The following is a 21,778-nucleotide window of genomic DNA, read 5'->3' on the forward strand; positions in this document are numbered from 1 at the left end:
GCCTTTTACCCTTTCCTATCAAAGAGATAGGGAAGAATTCTCAAGCATTTTCATCGGAAAGAAGAAAGTGGGCCCGGGCAATGGTAATCGGCTCTTCCCGGTTCTTTTGCCAGGCACTGATGTGCACATTGGCGATGCGCCGGCCGAGACGGGTGACCCGGCATTCGGCGAAGGTGTCCTGATAAAGCCCCGCCCGCAGATAGTCGATGGTGAAGTCGATGGTCTTCGGCACCCGCGGCTCGCCCATCTGCAGCAAGATGAAGATGATCGCCGCCTGTTCCATGAACCCGGCCACGGCACCGCCGTGCAATGCCGGCAGGGTCGGGTTGCCCAGGTTGTTTTCGTTACGGGGCAGAATGAACGTCAGTTCCTCGCCCTGGGCCAGGACCTGGATGCCGAGGAAACGGGCGTAAGGCACCCGATCGATCAGATCCTGGTAATCCGCTTCACCGGCCCGGCAGGCCTGAACCAATGCTTTCAATGTGTCGCTCATCAGGATGCCACCCGCCCGCTTCTGTCCAGTTTCATACGTGTGTAGGTGGCCTGACCGGTGGCCACCGGTTCGCCCTGCTCGTCGCCTTCCTCCCAGGCGGTCATGCGCACGAAAGTGACATGGGCACTGAGGCGATAGCAGGTGGCGTCGCAGATCACCGCCTTACCCGGCGTTGGCGCGTGCAGGTGATCAATACGCAAATCGATGGTCGGGGTGATTTCCACCGCCGGGTACAGACGGCAGCTGTTGGCCATGCCGCCGGCATGGTCCATCAGGGCAAAAACAGCGCCGCCGTGCAGCACGCCGGTGTCCGGATTGCCCACCAGATCCTCGCGCCAGGGCAGGCGCAGTCGCACGCCCTCCTCTTCCGCGCTGAGCACTTCCAGGCCCAGCATGCGCGAGTGGCGCACGGTTTCCAGGGAACGTTTGCAAACGTCCATTCGGGTGTAAGGTACGGCTGAATCTGTCACGGCGGCCAATGCTCCCATGGTCAAGGCGCGGCAAGCTTAACGCCTTGTTTTAGCGCTGAAAAGCGCCAATGGCAAATGCCGGTGGCGACCTTCACCACTGGATCCGGCAGTCTGGAGCCCTGCATGTCACCTCGTTTCTCCCTGAAGAACGGCGCCCGCGCCCTGGGCCTGGCGATGGAACGCCGGCGTCACCCGCGCCGTTTCATCCAAACCGATAAAACGCCCTGGGATCGCATTTACCAGGACGGCATCATGTCGGTTCGTCACTACAGCCTGCCGCCGATGGCGCGTATTCCGGCCGGCGACGAGATGATTCCAGTGGAGCGGCGCAAGCACCGCCGGCCGCTGCTGCTGGTTCCGGCACTGGGGATCCACTGCTGGACCTTCGATCTGATGCCGAACCGCTCCATGGTCCGTTACCTGATGGCGCGCGGCCATGACGTCTATCTGATCGACTGGGGCCAGCCCTCCAAGGCGGACCGCGAGCTGGACCTGAACACCTACGTTAATCACTGGCTGCCGGCGGCGGTGGAAGCGGTGCGCGACCATACCGGCGCCGGGGAAATCAATCTGCTCGGTTACTGCATGGGCGGCCTGCTCAGTCTGATGTACCTGGGCGGTCACCCAGGCGCGCCGGTGCACAGCCTGGCCACCATAGCCAGCCCGGTGAACTTCCACAAAAGCGGTCCGTTCGGCGCCGTCTTCAGCCTCGCGGCGATCCCCGCCATGCAGGTGCATGACTGGTTCCAGGTGCGCCTGGAGCCGCTGGACAGCAAGCTGTTCCACATTCCCGCCAACCTGCTGTCCTGGGGTTTCAAGCTCACCAATCCGCCGGGGCTGGTGCAGTCCTACGTGGATTTATGGCGCAACTCCGCCGACCGCGACTACCTCACCGAATACATGACCATGGGGCAGTGGTTCAACGACATGGTGGATTACCCCGGCGCGGTGGTCAGAGAGGTCATCGAGAAACTGATTCTGGCCAACAGTCTGGCCGACGGTCGTATCAAACTGGCCGACCATGAGGTGGACTTCGCCAATGTCACCCAGGACCTGCTGGCCATCGGCGGCACCAGTGATCGTATCGTCACCCTGCGCGCGGCGCGGGACATTCTCAAGGTCGTGGGCAGTAGCGAAAAGCGCTTTGAGGAAGCGCCGGGCGGTCATGCCGGCGTCTTTGCCGGCAGCAAGGCCCCGGCCCATACCTGGCGCATCATCGCCGACTGGCTGGCCGCGCGGGGGTGAAAAGCGCTGGAATCACCGCTCGCTTCGAATCCCCCCGGCCACGAAGCCGCTGTGGGAGCTTGCCTGCAAGCGAATGGGTTCCCGGGGCTCCTGGATTCGCTTGCAGGTAAGCTCCCACAGCGGCTTCGTAGACCTCTCTGAATTTATGTTCCCAGCACCGGCCGGTAGTGGCTCACGAGCTGCGATTGGCTGACCTACCTTCCGGGTCCTGACCGTCCCGCCACAGCCGGTACTTCTCCAGGTCCGAGCCGATCCAGCGCCAGGCGCGATTGAGTACCACCAGATCATCCAGCAACCCGACACCGAGAATCATGTCCGGCACCGCGTCCAGCGGCATCAGGAAATAGATCAATACCGCCGCCACCGTGATCAGCGTGGCCCAGGGCGCCTCGGGATAACGTCGCAGGGACCAGTCCCGCAGCATGCCTCCAGCCAGTTGCAGCTTGTCCCAGGCCTCGCCCAAACGGTCACGGTTGGCCCAGGCCTTGGCGGCACTGGCGGCGGCCAGACGCTGGCTGGCCAGCGGGGACTTGAGTACACGGCCGGCCCGTTGCCGGGCGCGGCGCCAGGTGGATTCAGCCATAGAGCTCCCGGTACAGCGCCCGATATTCATCGGTGAGTTTATGACGCGGATTCCAGTGCACCAGCGGCAACGCCTTGTCGTGAGATTCCCGCATGGCGACACTGGCGGACAGTCGGCTGTTGAGAATCGGCAGCCCTTCCTCCTGCAGCTGCGCCACCAGTTCCTGTGGCAGGCGGGCACGGGGCTGATACTGATTAACCACGATGCCGTCCACGGAAAGGTCCTCGTTATGGTCCTCCCGGGTTTCCTGGATGTTTTCCAGCAACGAGTACAGCGCCTTTCTTGAGAAGGCATCACAGTCGAACGGAATCAATACCCGGTCGCAGGCGATCAGCGCCGAAAGCGTATAAAAATTGAACGCCGGCGGAGTATCCACGTAGATGGCATCGAACTCCCGCGCCAGGGTCTTTAACAAACCGCGCAGTTTGTAGATCTTGTGCTTGGATTCCAGCAGGTGTTCCACTTCGCCCAGTTCACCGTTGGCGGGCAGCACATACAGATTCTCGAAACGGGTGGTGTGCACATATTCCCGCGGCGCTTTTTCCTTGAGCTTGAACGACAGTGTCTGGGCAAAGAACGAGCCGATGTTGGGGGCCGGCCCGTCTTCGCCCCGATAGGCCTCCATGCCAAGCAGATACTGGCTGGCATTACATTGCGGATCGAGATCCACCACCAGAGTCTTGCGGCCTTCGCTGGCGGCAAGGGCGGCCAGGTTGACGGTGATACTGGATTTACCGACACCGCCTTTGCGGTTGAACACCACTGTTCGCATCAATATACCTCCATAACCCAAGCCCACATGGTACACAGCCGGCCAGCGCGGAGCAGCGGCCGTGGAGACCTGCCCCACAGGCGTGCGGGATGTCCACAGTTTCTGTGGATAACCGCGTGCATAAGCCGTTAATGGTATGCCGTGGCCGGGAGAATACGGGACCTGCCCGCCACATGATCGTTCTTTGCCCACCACCGGGTAAATATCCGGCAGAAAGACATATACCTGCTATTGCCTTCCGTTCGAAGCCTGCTCAGCATGAAGGTAAACACCATATATACAGGTATCGCAACGACAACGGCTTAACCACAACGGAGAGTTCCATGGCCACCATCACCCCGCTGGCGCCGGTTCCCGCCGGCAGCGCACTGAAGCCGGTCCCCGGCGATACCGGCTTGCCGCTGATCGGCAATACCCTGCCGATGATGCGCGACCCTGTCACCACGTTACGGCAGCGTTATGACCGTTTCGGACCGGTGTCCTGGACTCACTTGTTCGGTTTGAAGATGGTGCAGATGCTCGGCCCCGACGCCAATCAGTTCGTGTTGATGAACCGTGGCGATCTGTTTTCCAACCATCAGGGCTGGTCTTACTTCATTGGCCCGTTCTTCCATCGCGGCATCATGCTGCTGGATTTCGAGGAGCACCGTTGGCATCGCCGTATCATGCAACAGGCATTCCAGCGCGAGGCGCTGCGTGGTTACCTCCTGCGGATGGCGCCGCGCACCGAGGAGGGTCTGCGGCATTGGTCGGAGGGCTCCGTCAAGCTGCTGCCGGCCCTCAAACAACTAACCCTGGATCTGGCCACCGACGTGTTCATGGGCCGGGAACTGGGCGATCAGACGGACCGGATCAACCGCGCCTTTATCGACACCGTACGCGCCGGGACGTCCCTGATTCGTTTCCCGGTCCCGGGGCTCGGCTGGTCAAAAGGGCTGCGGGGGAGGCGGGTTCTGGAGCGGCTGTTCATGGACGATATCGGTGCCAAGCGCGCCGCTCCGGATAGCGACCTGTTCAGCATGCTGTGCCAGGCTCGCACCGAGGATGGCCATGAATTCAGCGACGAAGACGTGGTCAGCCATATGATCTTTCTGATGATGGCGGCCCACGACACCACCACCATCACCTTGTGTACCCTGCTCTATCATCTGGCCCGGGAGCCGCAATGGCAGGAACGGCTAAGGGAGGAATCCCTGGCTCTGGGCAAGCCCTGGTTGGAACACGAGGATCTGGCCAAACTCCCCGGTATCGGCATGGCCATGAAGGAGGCGCTGCGGCTGTGCGCGCCGGTACCCAGCATGCCCCGGCGCACGGTCAAGGACGTGGAGTACGACGGCTTCTATATACCTGCCGGCACCTTCATCAATATCGCACCGTTTTTCACCCATTCCATGGAGGAGTACTGGCCGGATCCGGAACGGTTCGACCCGGAGCGCTTCAGCGATGCCCGGCGCGAAGACCGGATACACCCCTATGCCTGGGTACCTTTCGGAGGCGGCGCGCACAAGTGCATCGGCCTGCATTTCGCCGAGATGCAGGTTAAATCCGTACTGCATCAGATGCTGCTGCGCTTCCGCTGGCGGGTGCCGGAGGGCTACGAAATGCCACTCGACACCCGCAGCCTGCCGGTGCCCGCCGACGGCTTGCCGGTAACGCTGGAGCGGGTTTAAGCGGTCGCCCGCATCGAAACACCGATGCACGGCATTCGCTGGCATGCCAGCTTCTCGCAAAGGGACCGACGAAGTCGCTGTGGGAAGCGGCCTTGGCCGCGAATGCGTTGGTTCGGGTTCACCACAACGCGGGTCAACCCCGCGGCGCGGCGGTCACCGTCTCGCCCTGGCGTAACGTGACAAACTCCTCGGCGGAACTGGGGTGGATGCCAACGGTGGCGTCGAAGTCCGCCTTGGTGGCCCCCATTCGAATGGCGACGGCGAAGCCCTGGGTGATTTCCGCCGCCTCCTCGCCGGCCATGTGCAGACCCACCACCTTATCGCTGCTGTCATCGACGATCAGTTTCATCAGCGTGCGTTCCTGGATATCGCTGAGGGTGTACCGCAGCGGCCGGAACTGGCTGCGGTACACCCGCACGGTGCCATAACGGGCCAGAGCCTGCTCCTCGGTCAGCCCCACCGTACCGATATTGGGATGACAGAACACCGCCGTGGGCACATCGCTATAGACCACCGGTCCTTCCGGCTTTTGTTCGCCGAACAAAAAGGCCGCCAACCACATTCCTTCGGCCAGGGCCACCGGCGTCAACTGCAGCCGGTCGATCACATCGCCCAGGGCGTATACATTGGCGACGCTGGTCTCGAAGCGGTCATTCACCTCGATAGCGCCGCGCTCGTTGGTTTGCACCGCCACCCCGTCGGCGAACAGCCCATCCAGCCTGGGCACCCGGCCGGTGGCGTAAAACACTTCGTCCACGCGCAGTTCGGAGCCATCAGTGAGACGAACCACCTTCTCTGTGCCCTGCTCCTCAATGGCGGTCACGTCGGTGTTGAAGCGCAAGTTCACGCCGGCGTGGCGCATGCCTTCGGCGACGAACTCCCGCACATCCTTGTCGAAGCCGCGCAGGAACAGATCACGGCGATACAGTTGCGTCACCGCCACGCCCAGACCGTTAAGAATCGAAGCGAACTCGCTGGCGATGTAACCACCGCCCACCACCGCCACCCGTTTCGGCAACTGCTCCAGGTAAAACAGATCGTCGGAGATACGCACATGGTCACGGCCAGGAAAGTCCGGCACGAACGGCTTGCCGCCGGTGGCGATGAGAATATGGCGGGCCTGCAACAAGGTCTCGCCATCCACGCTGACCGTGCCGCTGCTCTCGACCCGGCCATGGCCTTCGAATATTTGCACGCCGGCGCCGTCCAGAAGCTTGCGATAAATGCCGTTCAAGCGCTCGATTTCGTGGGTTTTGTTGTCCCGCAGGGTGGCCCAGTCGAAGGACCAATCAGCCACGCGGTAGCCATAACTGGCGGCCAACTCGAATTCACCAGGGAACCCGGCGCCATAAGCAAACAGCTTCTTCGGCACACAGCCCACATTGACGCAGGTGCCGCCGAAAAAACGCTCCTCGATGATCGCTACTTTGGCGCCATGGCTGGCGGCCATGCGAGCGGCACGCACACCGCCGGATCCCGCGCCGATCACTACCAAGTCAAATTCAGCGGACACAAGCTGCTCCTTAAATTCGTGTTGGATCAGGGCGCCGGCTTCGGCCCCCGAGGGATGCCGTTATTCTGGCGTCTGTCCCGGGAATCACAAGCCGGCGCTGACAATGACGCCGATAGCGGACGGCGATACAACCTTGGAGCCTGTTCACGGCTTCAGGCACCCACGCGGAAACGGGCAAAGGGCGCATGCAGACTGGGCCGCCCCTCGGTCAGGTAGAGGCCGCGTTCAATCGGCGGCCACAGTTCTTCCATGGGGATCGAATCGCCGTTGGAATTGACCAGACGAACATGATGGCGGCGCAGCTCCCGCGGCTCGCCGACACCGCAGGAGTGGGCGATGGTTTCCACTTCCTTGACCAGATTGGCATGAAAGTAAGCCACCCGCTGGGCCTTTTCCGCCGGCACCAATCCACGCTGCAAACGGGGATTGTGCGTGGTAACGCCAGTGGGACAGGTATTGCGATTGCACTGCATGGCCTGGATGCACCCCAGTGCAAACATATAGCCGCGCGCCGAGACGCAGAAATCCGCGCCCATGGCAATGGCCCAGGCCACCATGTTCGGCGTGATCAGCTTGCCGGACGCGATCACCCGGATCCGCTCCCGCAGGGCGAAGCCGTCGAGCAAATCCACCACCAGCGGCAGCGATTCCGACAAATTCAGCCCGACATCGTCCATCAACGACATCGGCGCCGCGCCGGTGCCGCCGTCACCGCTGTCGATGGTAATGAAGTCCGGAGCGCTTTCCAGGCCGCGCTCGTGGATTTCCATGAACAGATCCTCCAGCCACTGCCAGGAACCGATCACCGCTTTGATACCCGTGGGCTTGCCGGTAACGTCACGGACGCGATGGATCATGTCGAGAAGATCGGCGGCACTGCCCACATCCGGCTGGCCATTGGGGCTGATCGACGGCTGCCCCACCGGGATACCGCGAATCGAAGCGATTTCCTCGGTCACCTTGGGCCCCGGCAGAATCCCGCCCTTGCCCGGCTTGGCGCCCTGGCTGAGTTTGATTTCGATCATTTTCACTTCCGGACGCTGCGCCACCTGCTCCAATCGGGCATCGTCCAGGCCGCCGTCGGCATCGCGCACACCGTAGCGGGCGGTACCAATCTGGAAAATCACGTCGCAGTGACCTTCCAGGTGCCAGGGCGCCAGCCCCCCTTCCCCGGTATTCAGCCAGCACCCGGCCAGCGAGGCGCCATGGGACAGAGCCCTGACCGCCGGTTTCGACAAGGCGCCGAAACTCATTCCGGAAATATTGTAGAAACTGCGGGCCACGTAAGGCTGACGCGCGTGTGGCCCGATCATCAGCGGCATGGTCTCCGCCGCGTCCTTTTCCAGAGTCGGAAACGGCGTATTGAGAAACACCACCCGGCCAGCCCCGTTCTGCTTGGTGGAGCCGAATGCCACCGTGTTGCTCAGGTTCTTCGCCGCCCGATACACCCAGCTGCGTTGGGCGCGGTTGAACGGCAGTTCTTCCCGATCCATGGCAAAGAAGTACTGGCGGAAGAATTCCCCCAGGTGCTCGAAGAAATAGCGGAAACGGCCGATTAGCGGATAGTTCCGGCGGATCGAATGGGCGGTTTGCAGGTAGCGATCCTGGAACCACAGCACCAGAGCGGTCAGCAGCACGACCACCAGAGCCAGCAACAACCCCAGCTCCAGCCAGGTAATAAAGGTATCCAGCCAAGACTGCAGCTGTGGAGACAACATACTTCCTCCTTGACGATTGGGGGGACGGGGCCGCTCTGTAAAGACTATCCATAAAGAGTAATGGCAGGCGCACCTCCGGGAAAGGTGAGACCTGGTTCAGAGGCCAGTGGTTGCCCTCTACCCCGTGGCCGCCCGCTGTGGTATCAAAGGACCCTTGGGGGAACGGTCGACGTGGACGTGGGCCGGTAAACGATACCGATAAACAATAGCAGCACGGATTGAATAACGAGATATGACACGCTTTGGGGTATTCGGGTTGCTTCTGATCCTGGTGGCCGGATCGCCATCCTGGGCCCGGGACATCTATAAATACCGCGCCGCCGACGGCAGCATTCTGTTCACCGATCAGCCTCGTGACCGGGTTGGTCCGGAGTATACCCTGCTGTCCGTGCGCAAGGGCTGGAATTACGTGCCCCGCGGGCTCACCGCGGCCCAGCGCGACCGTTATGATGATGTCATCGCCCGCGCCGCCCGTGCCCATAACGTGGAGGCGGCGCTGGTCAAGGCGGTAATCCACGCCGAATCCCTGTTTAATCGCCTGGCGGTATCCCGGGTCGGCGCCCAGGGACTGATGCAACTGATGCCGGAGACCTCCCGCCATCTTCAGGTGCTGGATCCCTTCGATGCCGACGAGAACATCGACGGCGGCACCCGTTTCCTGGCCTATCTGCAAGGCCGCTTCGACGATCTGGATCGGGTGCTGGCGGCCTACAACGCCGGAGAAGGCAATGTTCGCCGCTACGACGGTATCCCGCCTTTTCCCGAAACCCAGGCCTATGTGCGGAAAGTGAAGGAGTTGAGACTGCGCTATCAGGTGCAGCTGGCCGCCCGCTCCGATCAGGGCGACGACACCCTGGCGATCCGCTGATTCCCGAAATCAGTCGCCGTCGGCCACCCACACTCCCAGCCAGGGCCCTTCGTAATCAATACGATAGCGGCGCAGTTGATAGCTCTGATTCGGGCAGCGGCCGCTCTCCAGAGAGAATTCCAGGCCATGCCCCGGGCAACGGAGCACGCCGCGATGAACCGTGGCCCGTTCCAACGGAAATTCGCCATGGGGACAGCGGCGCTGAATCAACCAGGTACGTCCATCATCATGCACCAGCAACAGCTCCACCCCGGCCACCCGCACCGGCAGGCGCAGACCGTCGTACAGCTCCAGAGTGCGAATGATGCGGTGAAACATGCTGTTCCCTCTTTTTCGGGAACGATAGCACGGAGGGGGTTCCTGTAAGCAATACCATGGCCATCTATTGGGGCTGCTCAGAGGTCGCTACAAGGCCGCTGTGGGAAGCGGCCTTGGTCGCGAATGCCTCTGGGCCGTGGCCATTCGCTTGCAAGCAAGCTTCCCACAGCGGCTTCGTAGCATGATCTGTGGGAGCCAGTCTGCTGGCGAAGGACGTGCTAGCGTGGCGGCGTCTCAGTGAGCTTGCAAGGCACCATAAAATCTCCCACAACGGCTTCCACAAAAAAAGCCGTGCCCCTTTCGGGACACGGCTTTTTCGTTCAGCACGGGCCGATCAGTGGCCGTGTTTCTCCGCCAGGTAGAACCAGGTATCCAATACCGAATCCGGATTCAGCGACACGGAGGAAATGCCCTGCTCCATCAACCACTTGGCCAGGTCCGGGTGATCGGACGGGCCCTGGCCGCAAATGCCCACGTACTTGCCCTGGGCATTACAGGCGTCGATGGCCATCTTCAGCAGCGCCTTCACCGCCGGATCGCGCTCATCGAACAGATGGCTGACGATACCGGAGTCGCGATCCAGGCCCAGGGTCAGCTGGGTCAGGTCGTTGGAGCCGATGGAGAAGCCGTCGAAGAACTTCAGGAAGTCATTCGCCAGCAGCGCGTTGGTGGGCAGCTCGCACATCATGATGATGCGCAGACCGTTCTCACCCCGCTTCAGGCCGTTCTTGGCCAGCAGATCGATAACCTGCTCGGCTTCGCCCGGCGTACGCACGAAGGGCACCATGATTTCCACATTGGTGAAGCCCATCTCATCGCGTACTTTCTTCAGCGCGCGGCACTCCAGCTCGAAGCAGTCGCGGAAGTTTTCGCTGATGTAACGGCTGGCGCCGCGGAAGCCCAGCATCGGGTTCTCTTCCTCGGGCTCATAGAGCTTGCCGCCGATCAGGTTGGCGTATTCGTTGGACTTGAAGTCCGACAGACGGACGATGGCTTTCTCCGGGTGGAAAGCGGCGGCCAGGGTGGAAATCCCTTCCACCAGTTTCTCCACGTAGAAGTCCACCGGGTCGTTGTAGCCGGCGATGCGCTTGTCGGCGGCCTGCTGCACGTCACGTGGCAGGGTGTCGTAGTTCAACAGGGCCTTCGGGTGCACACCGATCATGCGATTGATGATGAACTCGAGACGGGCCAGACCCACGCCCTGGTTCGGCAGCGCGGCGAAGTCGAAGGCTCGGTCCGGATTGCCCACGTTCATCATGATCTTGAACGGCAGCTTCGGCATGGACTCAATGGAGTTACGCTGAACATCGAAGTCCAGCATGCCTTCGTAGATATTGCCGGTGTCGCCTTCGGCGCAGGACACGGTCACTTTCTGGCCGTCCGTGAGCTGCTCGGTGGCGTCACCACAGCCAACGATGGCCGGCACACCCAGCTCACGGGCGATGATCGCGGCGTGACAGGTCCGGCCACCCCGGTTGGTGACGATGGCGGCGGCCCGTTTCATCACCGGTTCCCAATCCGGGTCGGTCATGTCGGTGACCAAAACGTCACCGGGCTGCACTTTTTCCATTTCCTTGATGCTGGAAACGATCCGCACCGGACCCGCGCCGATGCGTTGGCCAATGGCACGGCCTTCCACCAGCACCTTGCCGGTCTGCTTGAGCAGATAGCGCTCCATGACGGAAGCGTCGGAACGGCTCTTCACCGTCTCCGGACGGGCCTGCACGATGTACAGTTTCTGATCGTCGCCGTCCAGCGCCCATTCGATGTCCATGGGCGTGCCGTAGTGCTTTTCGATCTCGATGGCCTGACGGGACAAATCCGCCACCTGGGCATCGGTGAGACAGAAGCGCAGGCGGTCCTCGGTGCTCACGTCCACGGTCTGAACGGACTTGCCGGCCACCGCTTCGCTGCCGTAGACCATCTTCTGCATCTTGCTGCCGAGGTTGCGGCGCAGGATGCTCGGACGCTTGTTGAGCAGGGTTTTCTTGTGAACGTAGAACTCGTCCGGGTTCACCGCGCCCTGCACCACCATTTCGCCCAGACCATAGGACGCGGTAATAAAGACCACGTCACGGAAACCGGATTCGGTGTCCAGGGTGAACATCACACCGGCGGCGCCGGTCTCGGAGCGCACCATGCGCTGGATGCCAGCGGACAGAGCCACCAGCTTGTGGTCAAAGCCCTGGTGCACCCGGTAGCTGATGGCGCGGTCGTTGAACAGGGACGCGAACACTTCCTTGACCGCCACCATGACGCTGTCCAGGCCGCGGATATTGAGGAAGGTCTCCTGCTGGCCGGCAAAGGAGGCATCGGGCAGATCTTCCGCGGTGGCGGAAGAGCGCACCGCCACCGGCAGATCACCGTTGCCTTCGCACATCTGTTCGTAGGCGTCGCGAATGGCCGCTTCCAGGGCGGGCTGGAACGGCGCGTCCACCACCCATTTACGGATTTGCTCACCGGTCGCCGCCAGCGCTACCACGTCGTTCACGTCCAGGCTGCTGAGCGCGTCGTTGATCTTGGTGGTCAGGTCGTTGTGTTCCAGAAACTCGCGGAAGGCTTCCGCGGTGGTCGCGAAACCGCCGGGAACGGACACACCGGCCGCCGCCAGGTTGCTGATCATCTCGCCGAGGGAGGCGTTTTTACCACCGACGCGTTCCACGTCTCCCTTGCCCAGATCCTTAAACCAGACTACGTACTCCGCCAAGGTCGTCTCCTTAGATATTGCTGGCCGATACTGTGGAAACCCACTGTTTAATACATCCCGGTCCAGGCCGGAGGCGCCCGGAACCGTGGAGAAAAATTAACCAGGAGTTCCTTTACCGGATTGAACCGAGCCGCCATTCTACTCAAAACCAAGGCGGTTTGCCCGCATGGATTGGGTAAACTGTTACGACTTTCGTTTATGGCCGGGCCGGCGTTACGGCCAACCGACCGCCACAGGCCCGCATTTGCGCCCCACGAGGAGCCTCACTGCATGAAAAGATCCGCATTCTATGTCTCCGACGGCACCGGGATCACCGCCGAGACACTGGGTCACAGTCTTCTAAGCCAATTCGGCAGTGTCGAATTCAGCCAGACCACCATCCCCTATGTCCAGTCCAATGACCTCGCCCGCGAAGCGGTAACGCGGATCAACCAGGCCGCCGAACGCGACGACGCCGCGCCGGTGGTCTTCTCCACCCTGGTCCACGATGATCACCGTGAAATCCTGCACACCTGCAAGGGCCGCGTGCTGGACCTGTTCACCGCCTTCCTGCAGCCGCTGGAGGACGAACTGGGGGTGCGCTCCAGCCACCAGGTGGGCCAGAGCCACGCCATCCGTGACCAGCAGGCCTACCGGATTCGCATCAACGCGGTGCACTTCGCCCTCGACAACGACGACGGCGCCCGCACCCGCCACTATGATCAGGCCGACGTCATCCTGATCGGCGTGTCGCGCTCCGGCAAGACCCCCACCTGCCTCTACCTGGCACTGCAATTTGGCCTGTTCGCCGCCAATTATCCGCTCACCGAGGACGATTTCGATGATCTGCGTCTGCCGGACAGTCTGGTGCCGCACAAGGACAAGCTGTTCGGGCTGACCATCAACCCGGACCGGCTCAGCGCCATCCGCAGCGAACGCAAGGCGGGCAGCCGTTACGCGTCGCCACGCCAATGCGAGATGGAGGTACGCGCCCTGCAAGCCTTATACAACAAATTCAATATCCCCCACCTGGACGCCACCGAGCTGTCTATCGAGGAGATCAGCACTCGCATTCTGGCCATGAAAGGCCTGACCCGGCGGCTGCAGTAACCGGTTGCAAAGAAAAGGACAACAACATGACCCTTGGACTGTTTCGTCGCGATGGCGACCTTTATCACCCGAATCAGGCGGCGCTGGGGCCCTGGAGCCCCGATTTTCTGCATGGAGGTTCCCCTTCCGGCCTGTTGGCGGCGGTAATGGAGGACGCCATGGACGGCGCCGACCTGCGCCTGGCCCGCTTCACCCTTGACCTGTTACGCCCGGTACCCAGCCAGCCATTGCGGGCCACCGTGGAAACCGTACGTGCCGGGCGGCGCCTGCGGGTGCTGCAAGGCACGCTGACGGCGGATGGCGTGGTGACCGCCCGGGCCACCGGACTCTATCTGGAACGCACCCCGGTGACCGTGCCCGCCCATGCCCGCTTCGGCGATCATACCCTGCCCGCCAGGGACAATCGGCCAGTGGCGTCCCTGATCGCGGTGGCGGAACGGGACCAGGAAAAGCCGCGTCTGACACTACCCGGCCTGCATAGCACCGTGGAGGTGGCACTGCTCGATGGCGTTGAAGGGCGCGGACGGGGACGGGCCTGGATGCGGCTGCCGGTTCCGGTCATTGATGGCAGGCCCTGCTCCACCGTGGTGCAGGCCGCCACCCTGTCGGATTTCGGCAATGGTGTGGGGCAATTGAAGGTGGCCCCGGATATCGGCACCATCAATGCCGATATCAGCCTCTACCTGCATCGTGATCCACGGGGCGACTGGTTGGGACTCGACGCCGTCTCCCGCATGGAAGACAACGGCAACGGTCTGGTGGAAACCACCCTGTTCGATGAACACGGCCCGGTGGGCCGGGTGCTGCAGGCGACGCTGGCAATGCCGGTGTACGCCGGCTGAATACGCCGACCGAGCGCACCGATTGCTCTTTATCCTGGCGGAGACGCTATTCTCGGGAGATCTCCGCCGTCCATCCCTCCCCGCGATGATGGTACGCGCGGCACTCATAATCCTCACTATACCCACCGGCGTTCGCGCGCCCGTCAAAGTACCGGAAAGACCAGACACGCCCCACCGCCTGCATCCGTTCATTCGGGCGCCATTCGATATCCAGCCCCTGGGTGGTCGCCAGTGCCACACAGGCCGACATGGCCGCCCTCCGTCCCTTACCGCCAAAATGTTCCATATAGGCAAACGAGCCGGCAAAAAGAACGGCAATACAGAGCACCACAAGCGCGAACTTTTTCACCGCGTGCCAAGGGAGCCCTCCTGATGGCATCCGCCCCCTATGCGCCTTCTGCCTCTTGCCACGCCGCCGTGCATAGCCAACTCCAGCCGTGGCGATGCCGATTACGGCCATCACCAGCGTCAGCACAACAACCACTTCCATGTCGCTTAAGACCTCCCTGTTCACCGCTTTCGACGCCTTACCCGGGATTGGCCACCATAAAAAAGGCCCAGCTTGTGGCCGGGCCTGGGTGCGATGCCTCGGCATCGCTGGGGTTGGCGGGGTTGCCGCCGGTCTTGGGCGGCTTACCGGTGGTGCGGAGTCAGATCACCAGCAAGTCCATGAAGTCGTTAACCCGGGTCCTTTCCAGAGTCGCCTGGTCCTTGCACAGCTCGAATACCGCCCTGACCCGCCCGGCCGGAAACCGGGTTTCCAGATTACGCTTGAACTTGGTTTCAAGCAGCGGAATGCCTTCCGCGCGACGGCGGCGGTGGCCAATGGGGTATTCCACGGCGACTTTATCGGTGCAGGAACCATCCTTGAAAAACACCTGAACGGCGTTGGCGATGGATCGTTTCCGCGGGTCATAATAATCCTTCGTGTAGCGTTCGTCTTCCTCGATCTGCATTTTGTCACGAAGTTCGTCGATCAGCGGATGAGCAGCGTGGAAATCGTCCTCATAATTTTCCGCCACCAGGTCGCCGAAGATCAAAGGCACCGCCGTCATGTATTGGATGCAGTGATCCCGGTCCGCCGGATTGGCCAGCGGCCCTTCCTTGGAAATGATACGGATCGCCGAATCGTGGGTGGTAATGACGATCCGGTCGATCTGGTCCAGGCGGTCCTTGACCTGCGGGTGCAGGGTCACGGCGGCTTCACAGGCGGTCTGGCTGTGGAATTCCGCCGGAAAACTGATCTTGAACAGAATGTTTTCCATCACATAGGAGCCGTACTCCCGCTGAAAGCGGAATCGGCGCTCACCTTCCGCTTTCAGCTTCTGATCCTTGTTGGTTTTGGAAAACAGCACATCGTAAAACCCCCACTGTGGCGCGGTGAGCGCGCCGGGGATACCCATCTCTCCACGCAGCGCGATATCCGCCAACCGCACCGCCCTGCTGGTGGCGTCACCGGCGGCCCAGGATTTACGTGAGCCGGCGTTGGGCGCGTGCCGATAGGTACGCAGGGACTGACCATCAACCCAGGCGTGGGACACCGCGGACAACAACTGCTCACGATTCGCCCCCATCATCTTCGCCACCACCGCTGTGGTGGCGACCTTTACCAGCACCACATGGTCCAGGCCGACCCGGTTGAACGAGTTTTCCAGTGCCAGCACGCCCTGGATCTCATGGGCCATGATCATGCCCTCCAGCACCGTCTTCATGGTCAGCGCCGGCTTGCCATTGGCCAGGTTCCGTTGTGAAAGATGGTCCGCCACCGCCAGGATGCCGCCAAGATTGTCCGACGGGTGGCCCCACTCCGCCGCCAGCCAGGTATCGTTGTAGTCCAGCCAGCGGACAATACAGCCGATGTCCCAGGCGGCCTTCACCGGGTCCAGTCGGAACGAGGTGCCCGGCACCCGGGCGCCATGGGGCACCACCGTTCCCTCCACCAGCGGGCCCAGATGCTTGGTGCATTCCGGGAAACGCAGTGCCAGCAACCCGCAACCGAGCGTATCCATCAGACAATTGCGAGCGGTATCCCAGGCTTCCGGGGAATCGACGCGGTACTTGAGGACGTAGTCGGCAATCGCCTGGATTTCGGCATCGTAATCCGGGCGCAGGTTTTGATCGACGTTACTGCTCATCGGGCTCACTCCTTTTCCGTTATTCAAGCGGAATGGCGACGGCTATCCGACGTTCAAGATGCGGGATGGGGGCTGGCCGGTCAATCCGGCCCTCATGATTCGCCGCCAGGGCAGCTCCCACAGCGGCTCCATGGGGATATTTCTGTGGGAGCTGCCTTGGCAGCGAATGATGGTACTGCAGGACCCATGAATCGGGTCCGGATTAGCCGGGTACCCGCACCCAGCCTTCCATCAGTACTCGCGCACTGCGGCTCATGATGGCCTTGGTGGCGGTCCATTCGCCGTTGACCTCGGCGGCTTCGGCACCGACCCGCAGGGTGCCGGAGGGGTGCCCGAAACGCACCGCGTTGCGCTCACCGCCACCGGCGGCCAGGTTCACCAGAGTGCCGGGAATCGCCGCCGCAGTGCCGATGGCTACCGCCGCCGTCCCCATCATGGCGTGATGCAGTTTGCCCATGGATAGAGCCCGTACCAGCAGATCCACATCATCGGCACTCACCACTTTGCCACTGGAAGAGGTGTAACCGGCCGGCGGCGCGACAAAAGCCACCTTGGGCGTGTGCTGGCGCGCGGCCGCTTCGCTGACGTCCTTGATCAGACCCATGCGCACGGCACCGTGGGCACGAATGGTTTCAAAACGCGCCAGCGCTTCGGCGTCCTCATTGATGTCACCCTGCAGTTCGGTGCCGGTGTAACCAATGTCCGCCGCGTTGACGAAAATGGTGGGAATGCCGGCGTTGATCAATGTCGCTTTCAACGTACCGATACCGGGAATGTCCAGCTCATCCACTCGATTACCGGTAGGAAACATGGCGCCATCGCCATCCGCCGGATCCATGAACTCAATGCGCACTTCCGCCGCCGGGAACGTGACGCCGTCCAGTTCAAAATCACCCGTCTCCTGTACCGCGCCGTTGGTAACCGGCACATGGGCGATAATGGTCTTTTCAATGTTCGCCTGCCAGATCCGTACCACTACCGTTCCGTTTTCCGGAATACGAGCCGGATCCACCAGCCCATTGCTGATGGCGAAGGAACCGACCGCCGCGGTGAGATTGCCGCAGTTGCCGCTCCAGTCGATAAAGGGTTGATCAATGGAAACCTGACCGAACAGATAATCCACATCGTGGTCCGGTTTTTCGCTTTTCGACAGGATCACCGTTTTGCTGGTGCTGGACGTGGCGCCGCCCATACCGTCGGTGTGCTTGCCGTAGGGATCGGGGCTGCCGATCACCCGCAGCAACAGCTTGTCCCGGGCCTCACCGGGAACCCGCGCTGCTTCCGGCAGATCCTTCAAATTGAAGAAAACGCCCTTGCTGGTGCCACCGCGCATGTAGGTGGCGGGAATTTTTATTTGCGGTGGATGTTGCATGATTTTCTCACTTTATGAGTAAGGATGGCGTGCGACACGCCCAACACGGAGCCGGGTTGGGCGTGTCGCCTTCTGCCCACGAGCGTGCCAGTGTCGCTCTCAGCCCGCTTCCGCCATGAACTCCTTGGCGAATTTCTGCAGGATGCCGCCGCTGGTGTATACCGATACCTCCTCCGCCGTATCCAACCGGCAGATCATCGGCACGCGATCCACGTCGCCGTTGTTGCGGGTAATCACCAGCGTCAGGGTCGCACGCGGTGCCAGCTCGCCTTCCACGTCATAGATTTCGGTGCCGTCGAGCTTGAGTGTGTTGCGAGTGGTGCCGTCCTCGAACTGCAGCGGCATCACGCCCATACCGATCAGATTGGTACGGTGAATCCGTTCGAAACCTTCGGCGGCGATCACTTCCACACCGGCCAGCGCCACGCCTTTGGCGGCCCAGTCACGGGACGAGCCCTGCCCGTAATCCGCGCCGGCGATGATGATCAGCGGCTGCTTGCGCTCCATGTAGGTTTCGATGGCTTCCCACATGCGCATCTGCTGGCCTTCCGGTTCCACCCGTGCCAGCGAGCCCTGGATCACGTTACCGCTGTCGTCACGGCACATCTCGTTGAACAGTTTCGGGTTCGCAAGAGTGGCACGCTGAGCGGTCAGGTGATCGCCACGGTGCGTCGCGTACGAGTTGAAGTCCTCTTCCGGCAGGCCCATCTTGTGCAGGTAGGCACCGGCGGCGCTGTCCAGCAGGATGGCGTTGGAGGGCGACAGGTGATCGGTGGTGATGTTGTCCGGCAGGATCGCCAGCGGACGCATACCCTTCATCTGACGCTGCCCCGCCATGTTGCCTTCCCAATAGGGAGGGCGGCGGATGTAGGTGGATTGTGGACGCCAGTCGTACAACGGGCTGGCGGCACGGGCGCCGTCGCCTTTCTTCTCGAACATCGGGATGTAGGTCTTGCGGAACTGCTCGGGTTTCACCGCCGACTTCACAATGGCATCGATCTCTTCATCGGAAGGCCAGATGTCCTTCAGATAAATCGGGTTGCCGTCCTGATCCTTGCCCAGCGCGTCCTTTTCGATGTCGAAACGGATGGTGCCGGCGATGGCATAGGCCACCACCAGCGGCGGCGAAGCCAGGAACGCCTGCTTGGCGTAAGGGTGGATACGGCCGTCGAAGTTGCGGTTACCGGAAAGCACCGCGGTGGCATACAGATCGCGGTCGATGACCTCTTTCTGGATCTTGGGATCCAGAGCTCCGGACATGCCGTTACAGGTGGTGCAGGCGAACGCCACCACGTCGAAGCCCAGGTTCTGCAGTTCCGGCAGCAAACCGGATTCCTCAAGGTACATCTTCACCGTTTTGGAGCCCGGCGCCAGGGAACTCTTCACCCACGGCTTGCGTACCAGGCCCAGCTTGTTGGCGTTGCGGGCCAGCAGACCGGCGCCGATGATGTTGCGCGGATTGGACGTATTGGTGCAGCTGGTGATGGCCGCGATAATCACCGCGCCATCGGGCATCAGCCCTTCTTCCTCTTCCCATTCCCTGGCGATGCCGCGATCGTGCAACTGAGACACCGGCAGCAGTGCATGCGGATTGGACGGGCCGGCCAGGTTACGCTCAACCTGGGACAAATCGAACTTCAGAACGCGTTCGTATTCGGCGGTCTTCAGGCTGTCCGCCCACAGTCCGGTTTCCTTGGCGAACGTTTCCACCAGAGCCACCTGCTCGTCTTCGCGGCCAGTCAGCTTCAGATACTCGATGGTCTGATCGTCGATGAAGAACATACCGGCGGTGGCGCCGTATTCCGGTGTCATATTGGCGATGGTGGCGCGGTCGCCCACGGACAGGCTGTCAGCGCCTTCACCATAGAATTCCAGATAGGCGCCGACCACCCGCTCGCGGCGCAGGAATTCGGTCAATGCCAGTACCAGGTCAGTACCGGTGATGCCCGGCTTCAACTTGCCGGTCAGTTCCACGCCGACAATATCAGGCAGGCGCATCATGGACGGATTGCCCAGCATCACGTTTTCGGCTTCCAGACCGCCCACACCCACGGAGATCACGCCCAGGGCGTCGACCATCGGCGTGTGACTGTCGGTACCCACGCAGGTATCCGGATAAGCCACGCTCCGTCCGCTGCCATCAGAACCGACCTGCACCACCGGGGACATTTTCTCCAGATTGATCTGGTGCATGATGCCGTTACCCGGCGGAATCACATCCACGTTATCGAACGCGGTCTTGGTCCAGTTGATGAAGTGGAAACGATCCGCGTTACGGCGCTCTTCCACCTCCCGGTTTTTCTCGAACGCGTCTTTCTCGAACCCCGGATGTTCCACCGCCAGGGAGTGATCCACGATCAGCTGGGTCGGCACCACCGGGTTCACCTTGGACGGGTCCCCGCCTTTTTCGGCGATGGCGTCACGCAGACCGGCCAGGTCCACCAGTGCGGTCTGGCCGAGAATGTCGTGGCACACCACACGAGCCGGGTACCAGGGAAAGTCCAGGGTGCGCTGGCGTTCGATCAACTGCTTCAAGGAATCGGTGAGCGATTCCGGTGCGCAGCGGCGAACCAGCTGCTCGGCCAGGATGCGGGAGGTATAGGGCAGCTTGTCGTAAGCGCCGGGCTGGATGGCGTCGACCGCGGCACGGGTGTCGAAGTAGTCGAGATCGGTACCGGGCAACGGTTTGCGGTAGTCAGTGTTCATGGCTAGGCATCAATCGAGTCGGGTTGGCGGGCTGGGTCGAGGGAGCGGCGCACCGCTCCCCTTCCCGGATCAGCGTTGCGCGATCGGGGTTACCTTGCGAAGCTCCGGACCGGTGTACTCGGCACTCGGGCGGATAATGCGATTGTCCGCGCGTTGCTCGAAGACATGGCCGGCCCAACCGGTCAGGCGGCTCATCACGAAAATCGGGGTGAACAGCTTGGTCGGGATTCCCATGAAGTGGTACGCCGAGGCGTGGAAGAAGTCGGCGTTACAGAACAGTTTCTTCTCCCGCCACATGACCTCCTCGCAACGTACCGAAACCGGGTAAAGAACGGTATCGCCCACATCGGCGGCGAGCTTCTCGGACCAGCTCTTGATGATGGCGTTGCGCGGGTCGGACTCACTGTAAATGGCGTGACCGAAGCCCATGATTTTTTCCTTGCGCTCGAGCATGCCCATCATGCCCTGCTCGGCGTCGTCGGCGTCCTTGAACTTCTCGATCATGTCCATGGCCGCTTCGTTGGCGCCGCCATGCAACGGACCGCGCAGGCTGCCGATGGCACCGGTGACACAGCTGTGGATGTCACTCAGGGTGGAGGCGCAAACCCGGGCGGTGAAGGTGGAGGCGTTGAACTCGTGCTCCGCGTACAGGATCAGAGAGACGTTCATGACCCGCTCATGCAGCTCGCTGGGCGCTTCATCACGCAGCATGTGCAGGAAATGGGCGCCGATGGAATCATCATCGGTGTTTTCTTCCACACGAACGCCGTCGTGGCTGAAACGGTACCAGTAACAGATGATGGACGGGAAACAGGCGAGCATGCGGTCGACACAGTCTTCCTGGTTCGGGAACACGCCCAGAACCGAGGTATCTTCCTGCTCGAGGTTGCCGAGCATGGAACAGCCGGTGCGCATCACATCCATCGGATGGGCGTCCTTGGGGATACGCTCGAGCACCTCCTTGAGAGCCTGAGGCAGACCACGCAGTGTCTTCAGTTTGGCCTTGTATTCGTCCAATTGCGCCTGGGTGGGCAGTTCGCCCTTGAGAATCAGGTAGGCTACTTCCTCGAACTGGCAGTGTTCCGCCAGATCCTTCACGTCGTAGCCCCGGTAAGTCAGCCCGGAGCCGGATTTGCCCACGGTGGACAGAGCGGTTTTACCTGCTACCTGGCCTCGCAGGCCGGCGCCCGCCAGTTTCTTGCCTTCTGCCATTATCATTCTCCTGCTTCAATTCCGGTGTTTACGTCTGCCCGCTCCTCTGCCGGGAGAGGCGTTGT

The 21,778-nt window shown here is 61.6% G+C and carries 18 protein-coding genes; 5 read left to right on the forward strand and 13 right to left on the reverse strand.

The features are described from left to right. Positions 1-40: 40 nt before the first annotated feature. Both RYH70_RS10725 and RYH70_RS10730 read right to left on the reverse strand, forming a co-directional pair. Positions 41-493 carry a PaaI family thioesterase gene (locus tag RYH70_RS10725; RefSeq protein ID WP_014994689.1) on the reverse strand — a complete coding sequence of 151 codons (453 nt, stop codon included), beginning with the start codon at positions 491-493 and terminating at the stop codon, positions 41-43. Further along, the gene (locus tag RYH70_RS10730) at positions 493-963 is read right to left on the reverse strand and encodes a PaaI family thioesterase (RefSeq protein WP_035451564.1); all 471 of its coding nucleotides are present in this window, start codon (positions 961-963) and stop codon (positions 493-495) included. The genes RYH70_RS10725 and RYH70_RS10730 overlap by 1 nt, the downstream gene beginning before the upstream one ends. A gap of 123 nt (positions 964-1,086) precedes the next feature. Here RYH70_RS10730 and RYH70_RS10735 point away from each other — a divergent pair, with 123 nt between their 5' ends. Next, complete coding sequence (locus RYH70_RS10735; RefSeq protein WP_063139531.1) at positions 1,087-2,208, forward strand: alpha/beta fold hydrolase; 1,122 nt, start codon at positions 1,087-1,089, stop codon at positions 2,206-2,208. Positions 2,209-2,380: 172 nt separating this feature from the next. Here RYH70_RS10735 and RYH70_RS10740 read toward each other — a convergent pair whose 3' ends face one another. Together RYH70_RS10740 and RYH70_RS10745 are read right to left on the reverse strand one after the other, a co-directional pair. After that, positions 2,381-2,791: a YkvA family protein gene (locus RYH70_RS10740; protein WP_026949264.1), complete on the reverse strand. Its 411-nt coding sequence runs from the start codon at positions 2,789-2,791 to the stop codon at positions 2,381-2,383. Further along, positions 2,784-3,563 carry a ParA family protein gene (locus RYH70_RS10745; RefSeq protein ID WP_317009110.1) on the reverse strand — a complete coding sequence of 260 codons (780 nt, stop codon included), beginning with the start codon at positions 3,561-3,563 and terminating at the stop codon, positions 2,784-2,786. The genes RYH70_RS10740 and RYH70_RS10745 overlap by 8 nt, the downstream gene beginning before the upstream one ends. Before the next feature lie 323 nt (positions 3,564-3,886). On the opposite strand from RYH70_RS10745, the gene RYH70_RS10750 reads away from it, so the two are divergent. Further along, positions 3,887-5,233, forward strand: coding sequence for a cytochrome P450 (locus tag RYH70_RS10750; protein WP_022995000.1), 1,347 nt, complete (start codon positions 3,887-3,889; stop codon positions 5,231-5,233). A 133-nt stretch (positions 5,234-5,366) separates the two neighbouring features. Here RYH70_RS10750 and gorA read toward each other — a convergent pair whose 3' ends face one another. Together gorA and RYH70_RS10760 are read right to left on the reverse strand one after the other, a co-directional pair. Beyond that, on the reverse strand, positions 5,367-6,773 hold the full coding sequence (gene gorA / locus RYH70_RS10755; RefSeq protein ID WP_152527492.1) for a glutathione-disulfide reductase: 1,407 nt from the start codon (positions 6,771-6,773) through the stop codon (positions 5,367-5,369). 125 nt (positions 6,774-6,898) lie between these two features. Continuing rightward, complete coding sequence (locus RYH70_RS10760; protein ID WP_026949263.1) at positions 6,899-8,464, reverse strand: FMN-binding glutamate synthase family protein; 1,566 nt, start codon at positions 8,462-8,464, stop codon at positions 6,899-6,901. 232 nt (positions 8,465-8,696) lie between these two features. Here RYH70_RS10760 and RYH70_RS10765 point away from each other — a divergent pair, with 232 nt between their 5' ends. Continuing rightward, a complete protein-coding gene (locus RYH70_RS10765; protein ID WP_022994997.1) occupies positions 8,697-9,332 on the forward strand; it encodes a lytic transglycosylase domain-containing protein in 636 nt (211 codons plus the stop codon). A gap of 9 nt (positions 9,333-9,341) precedes the next feature. Here the strand turns inward: RYH70_RS10765 and RYH70_RS10770 are convergent, their stop codons facing one another. Both RYH70_RS10770 and ppsA read right to left on the reverse strand, forming a co-directional pair. Then, on the reverse strand, positions 9,342-9,650 hold the full coding sequence (locus tag RYH70_RS10770; protein WP_022994996.1) for a Rieske (2Fe-2S) protein: 309 nt from the start codon (positions 9,648-9,650) through the stop codon (positions 9,342-9,344). A gap of 334 nt (positions 9,651-9,984) precedes the next feature. Next, the gene (gene ppsA / locus RYH70_RS10775) at positions 9,985-12,357 is read right to left on the reverse strand and encodes a phosphoenolpyruvate synthase (protein WP_055100000.1); all 2,373 of its coding nucleotides are present in this window, start codon (positions 12,355-12,357) and stop codon (positions 9,985-9,987) included. 270 nt (positions 12,358-12,627) lie between these two features. Between ppsA and ppsR the strand changes: the two genes are divergently transcribed. Then, positions 12,628-13,446 carry a posphoenolpyruvate synthetase regulatory kinase/phosphorylase PpsR gene (gene ppsR / locus RYH70_RS10780; protein WP_026949262.1) on the forward strand — a complete coding sequence of 273 codons (819 nt, stop codon included), beginning with the start codon at positions 12,628-12,630 and terminating at the stop codon, positions 13,444-13,446. A gap of 26 nt (positions 13,447-13,472) precedes the next feature. Continuing rightward, entirely contained in the window at positions 13,473-14,288 is an 816-nt protein-coding gene (locus RYH70_RS10785) for a thioesterase family protein (protein WP_022994993.1), read from the forward strand. Positions 14,289-14,334: 46 nt separating this feature from the next. On the opposite strand, the gene RYH70_RS10790 is transcribed toward RYH70_RS10785, so the two are convergent. The 5 genes from RYH70_RS10790 to prpC all read right to left on the reverse strand — a co-directional run bounded on the left by RYH70_RS10790 (position 14,335) and on the right by prpC (position 21,713). After that, entirely contained in the window at positions 14,335-14,778 is a 444-nt protein-coding gene (locus tag RYH70_RS10790) for a hypothetical protein (protein ID WP_026949261.1), read from the reverse strand. Between the two features lie 160 nt (positions 14,779-14,938). Then, positions 14,939-16,423: a 2-methylcitrate dehydratase gene (gene prpD / locus RYH70_RS10795; protein ID WP_022994991.1), complete on the reverse strand. Its 1,485-nt coding sequence runs from the start codon at positions 16,421-16,423 to the stop codon at positions 14,939-14,941. Between the two features lie 202 nt (positions 16,424-16,625). Next, entirely contained in the window at positions 16,626-17,795 is a 1,170-nt protein-coding gene (prpF, locus tag RYH70_RS10800; RefSeq protein WP_055099999.1) for a 2-methylaconitate cis-trans isomerase PrpF, read from the reverse strand. Between the two features lie 99 nt (positions 17,796-17,894). Continuing rightward, positions 17,895-20,501, reverse strand: a complete 2,607-nt coding sequence (gene acnD, locus RYH70_RS10805) for a Fe/S-dependent 2-methylisocitrate dehydratase AcnD (protein ID WP_063139525.1) — start codon at positions 20,499-20,501, stop codon at positions 17,895-17,897. 69 nt (positions 20,502-20,570) lie between these two features. Further along, positions 20,571-21,713 (reverse strand): bifunctional 2-methylcitrate synthase/citrate synthase, encoded by a 1,143-nt coding sequence (gene prpC, locus RYH70_RS10810; RefSeq protein WP_022994988.1) that lies wholly within the window; start codon positions 21,711-21,713, stop codon positions 20,571-20,573. Positions 21,714-21,778: the final 65 nt, after the last annotated feature.

The sequence above is a fragment of the Alloalcanivorax xenomutans genome (assembly GCF_032810065.1).
Classification (GTDB): domain Bacteria; phylum Pseudomonadota; class Gammaproteobacteria; order Pseudomonadales; family Alcanivoracaceae; genus Alloalcanivorax; species Alloalcanivorax xenomutans.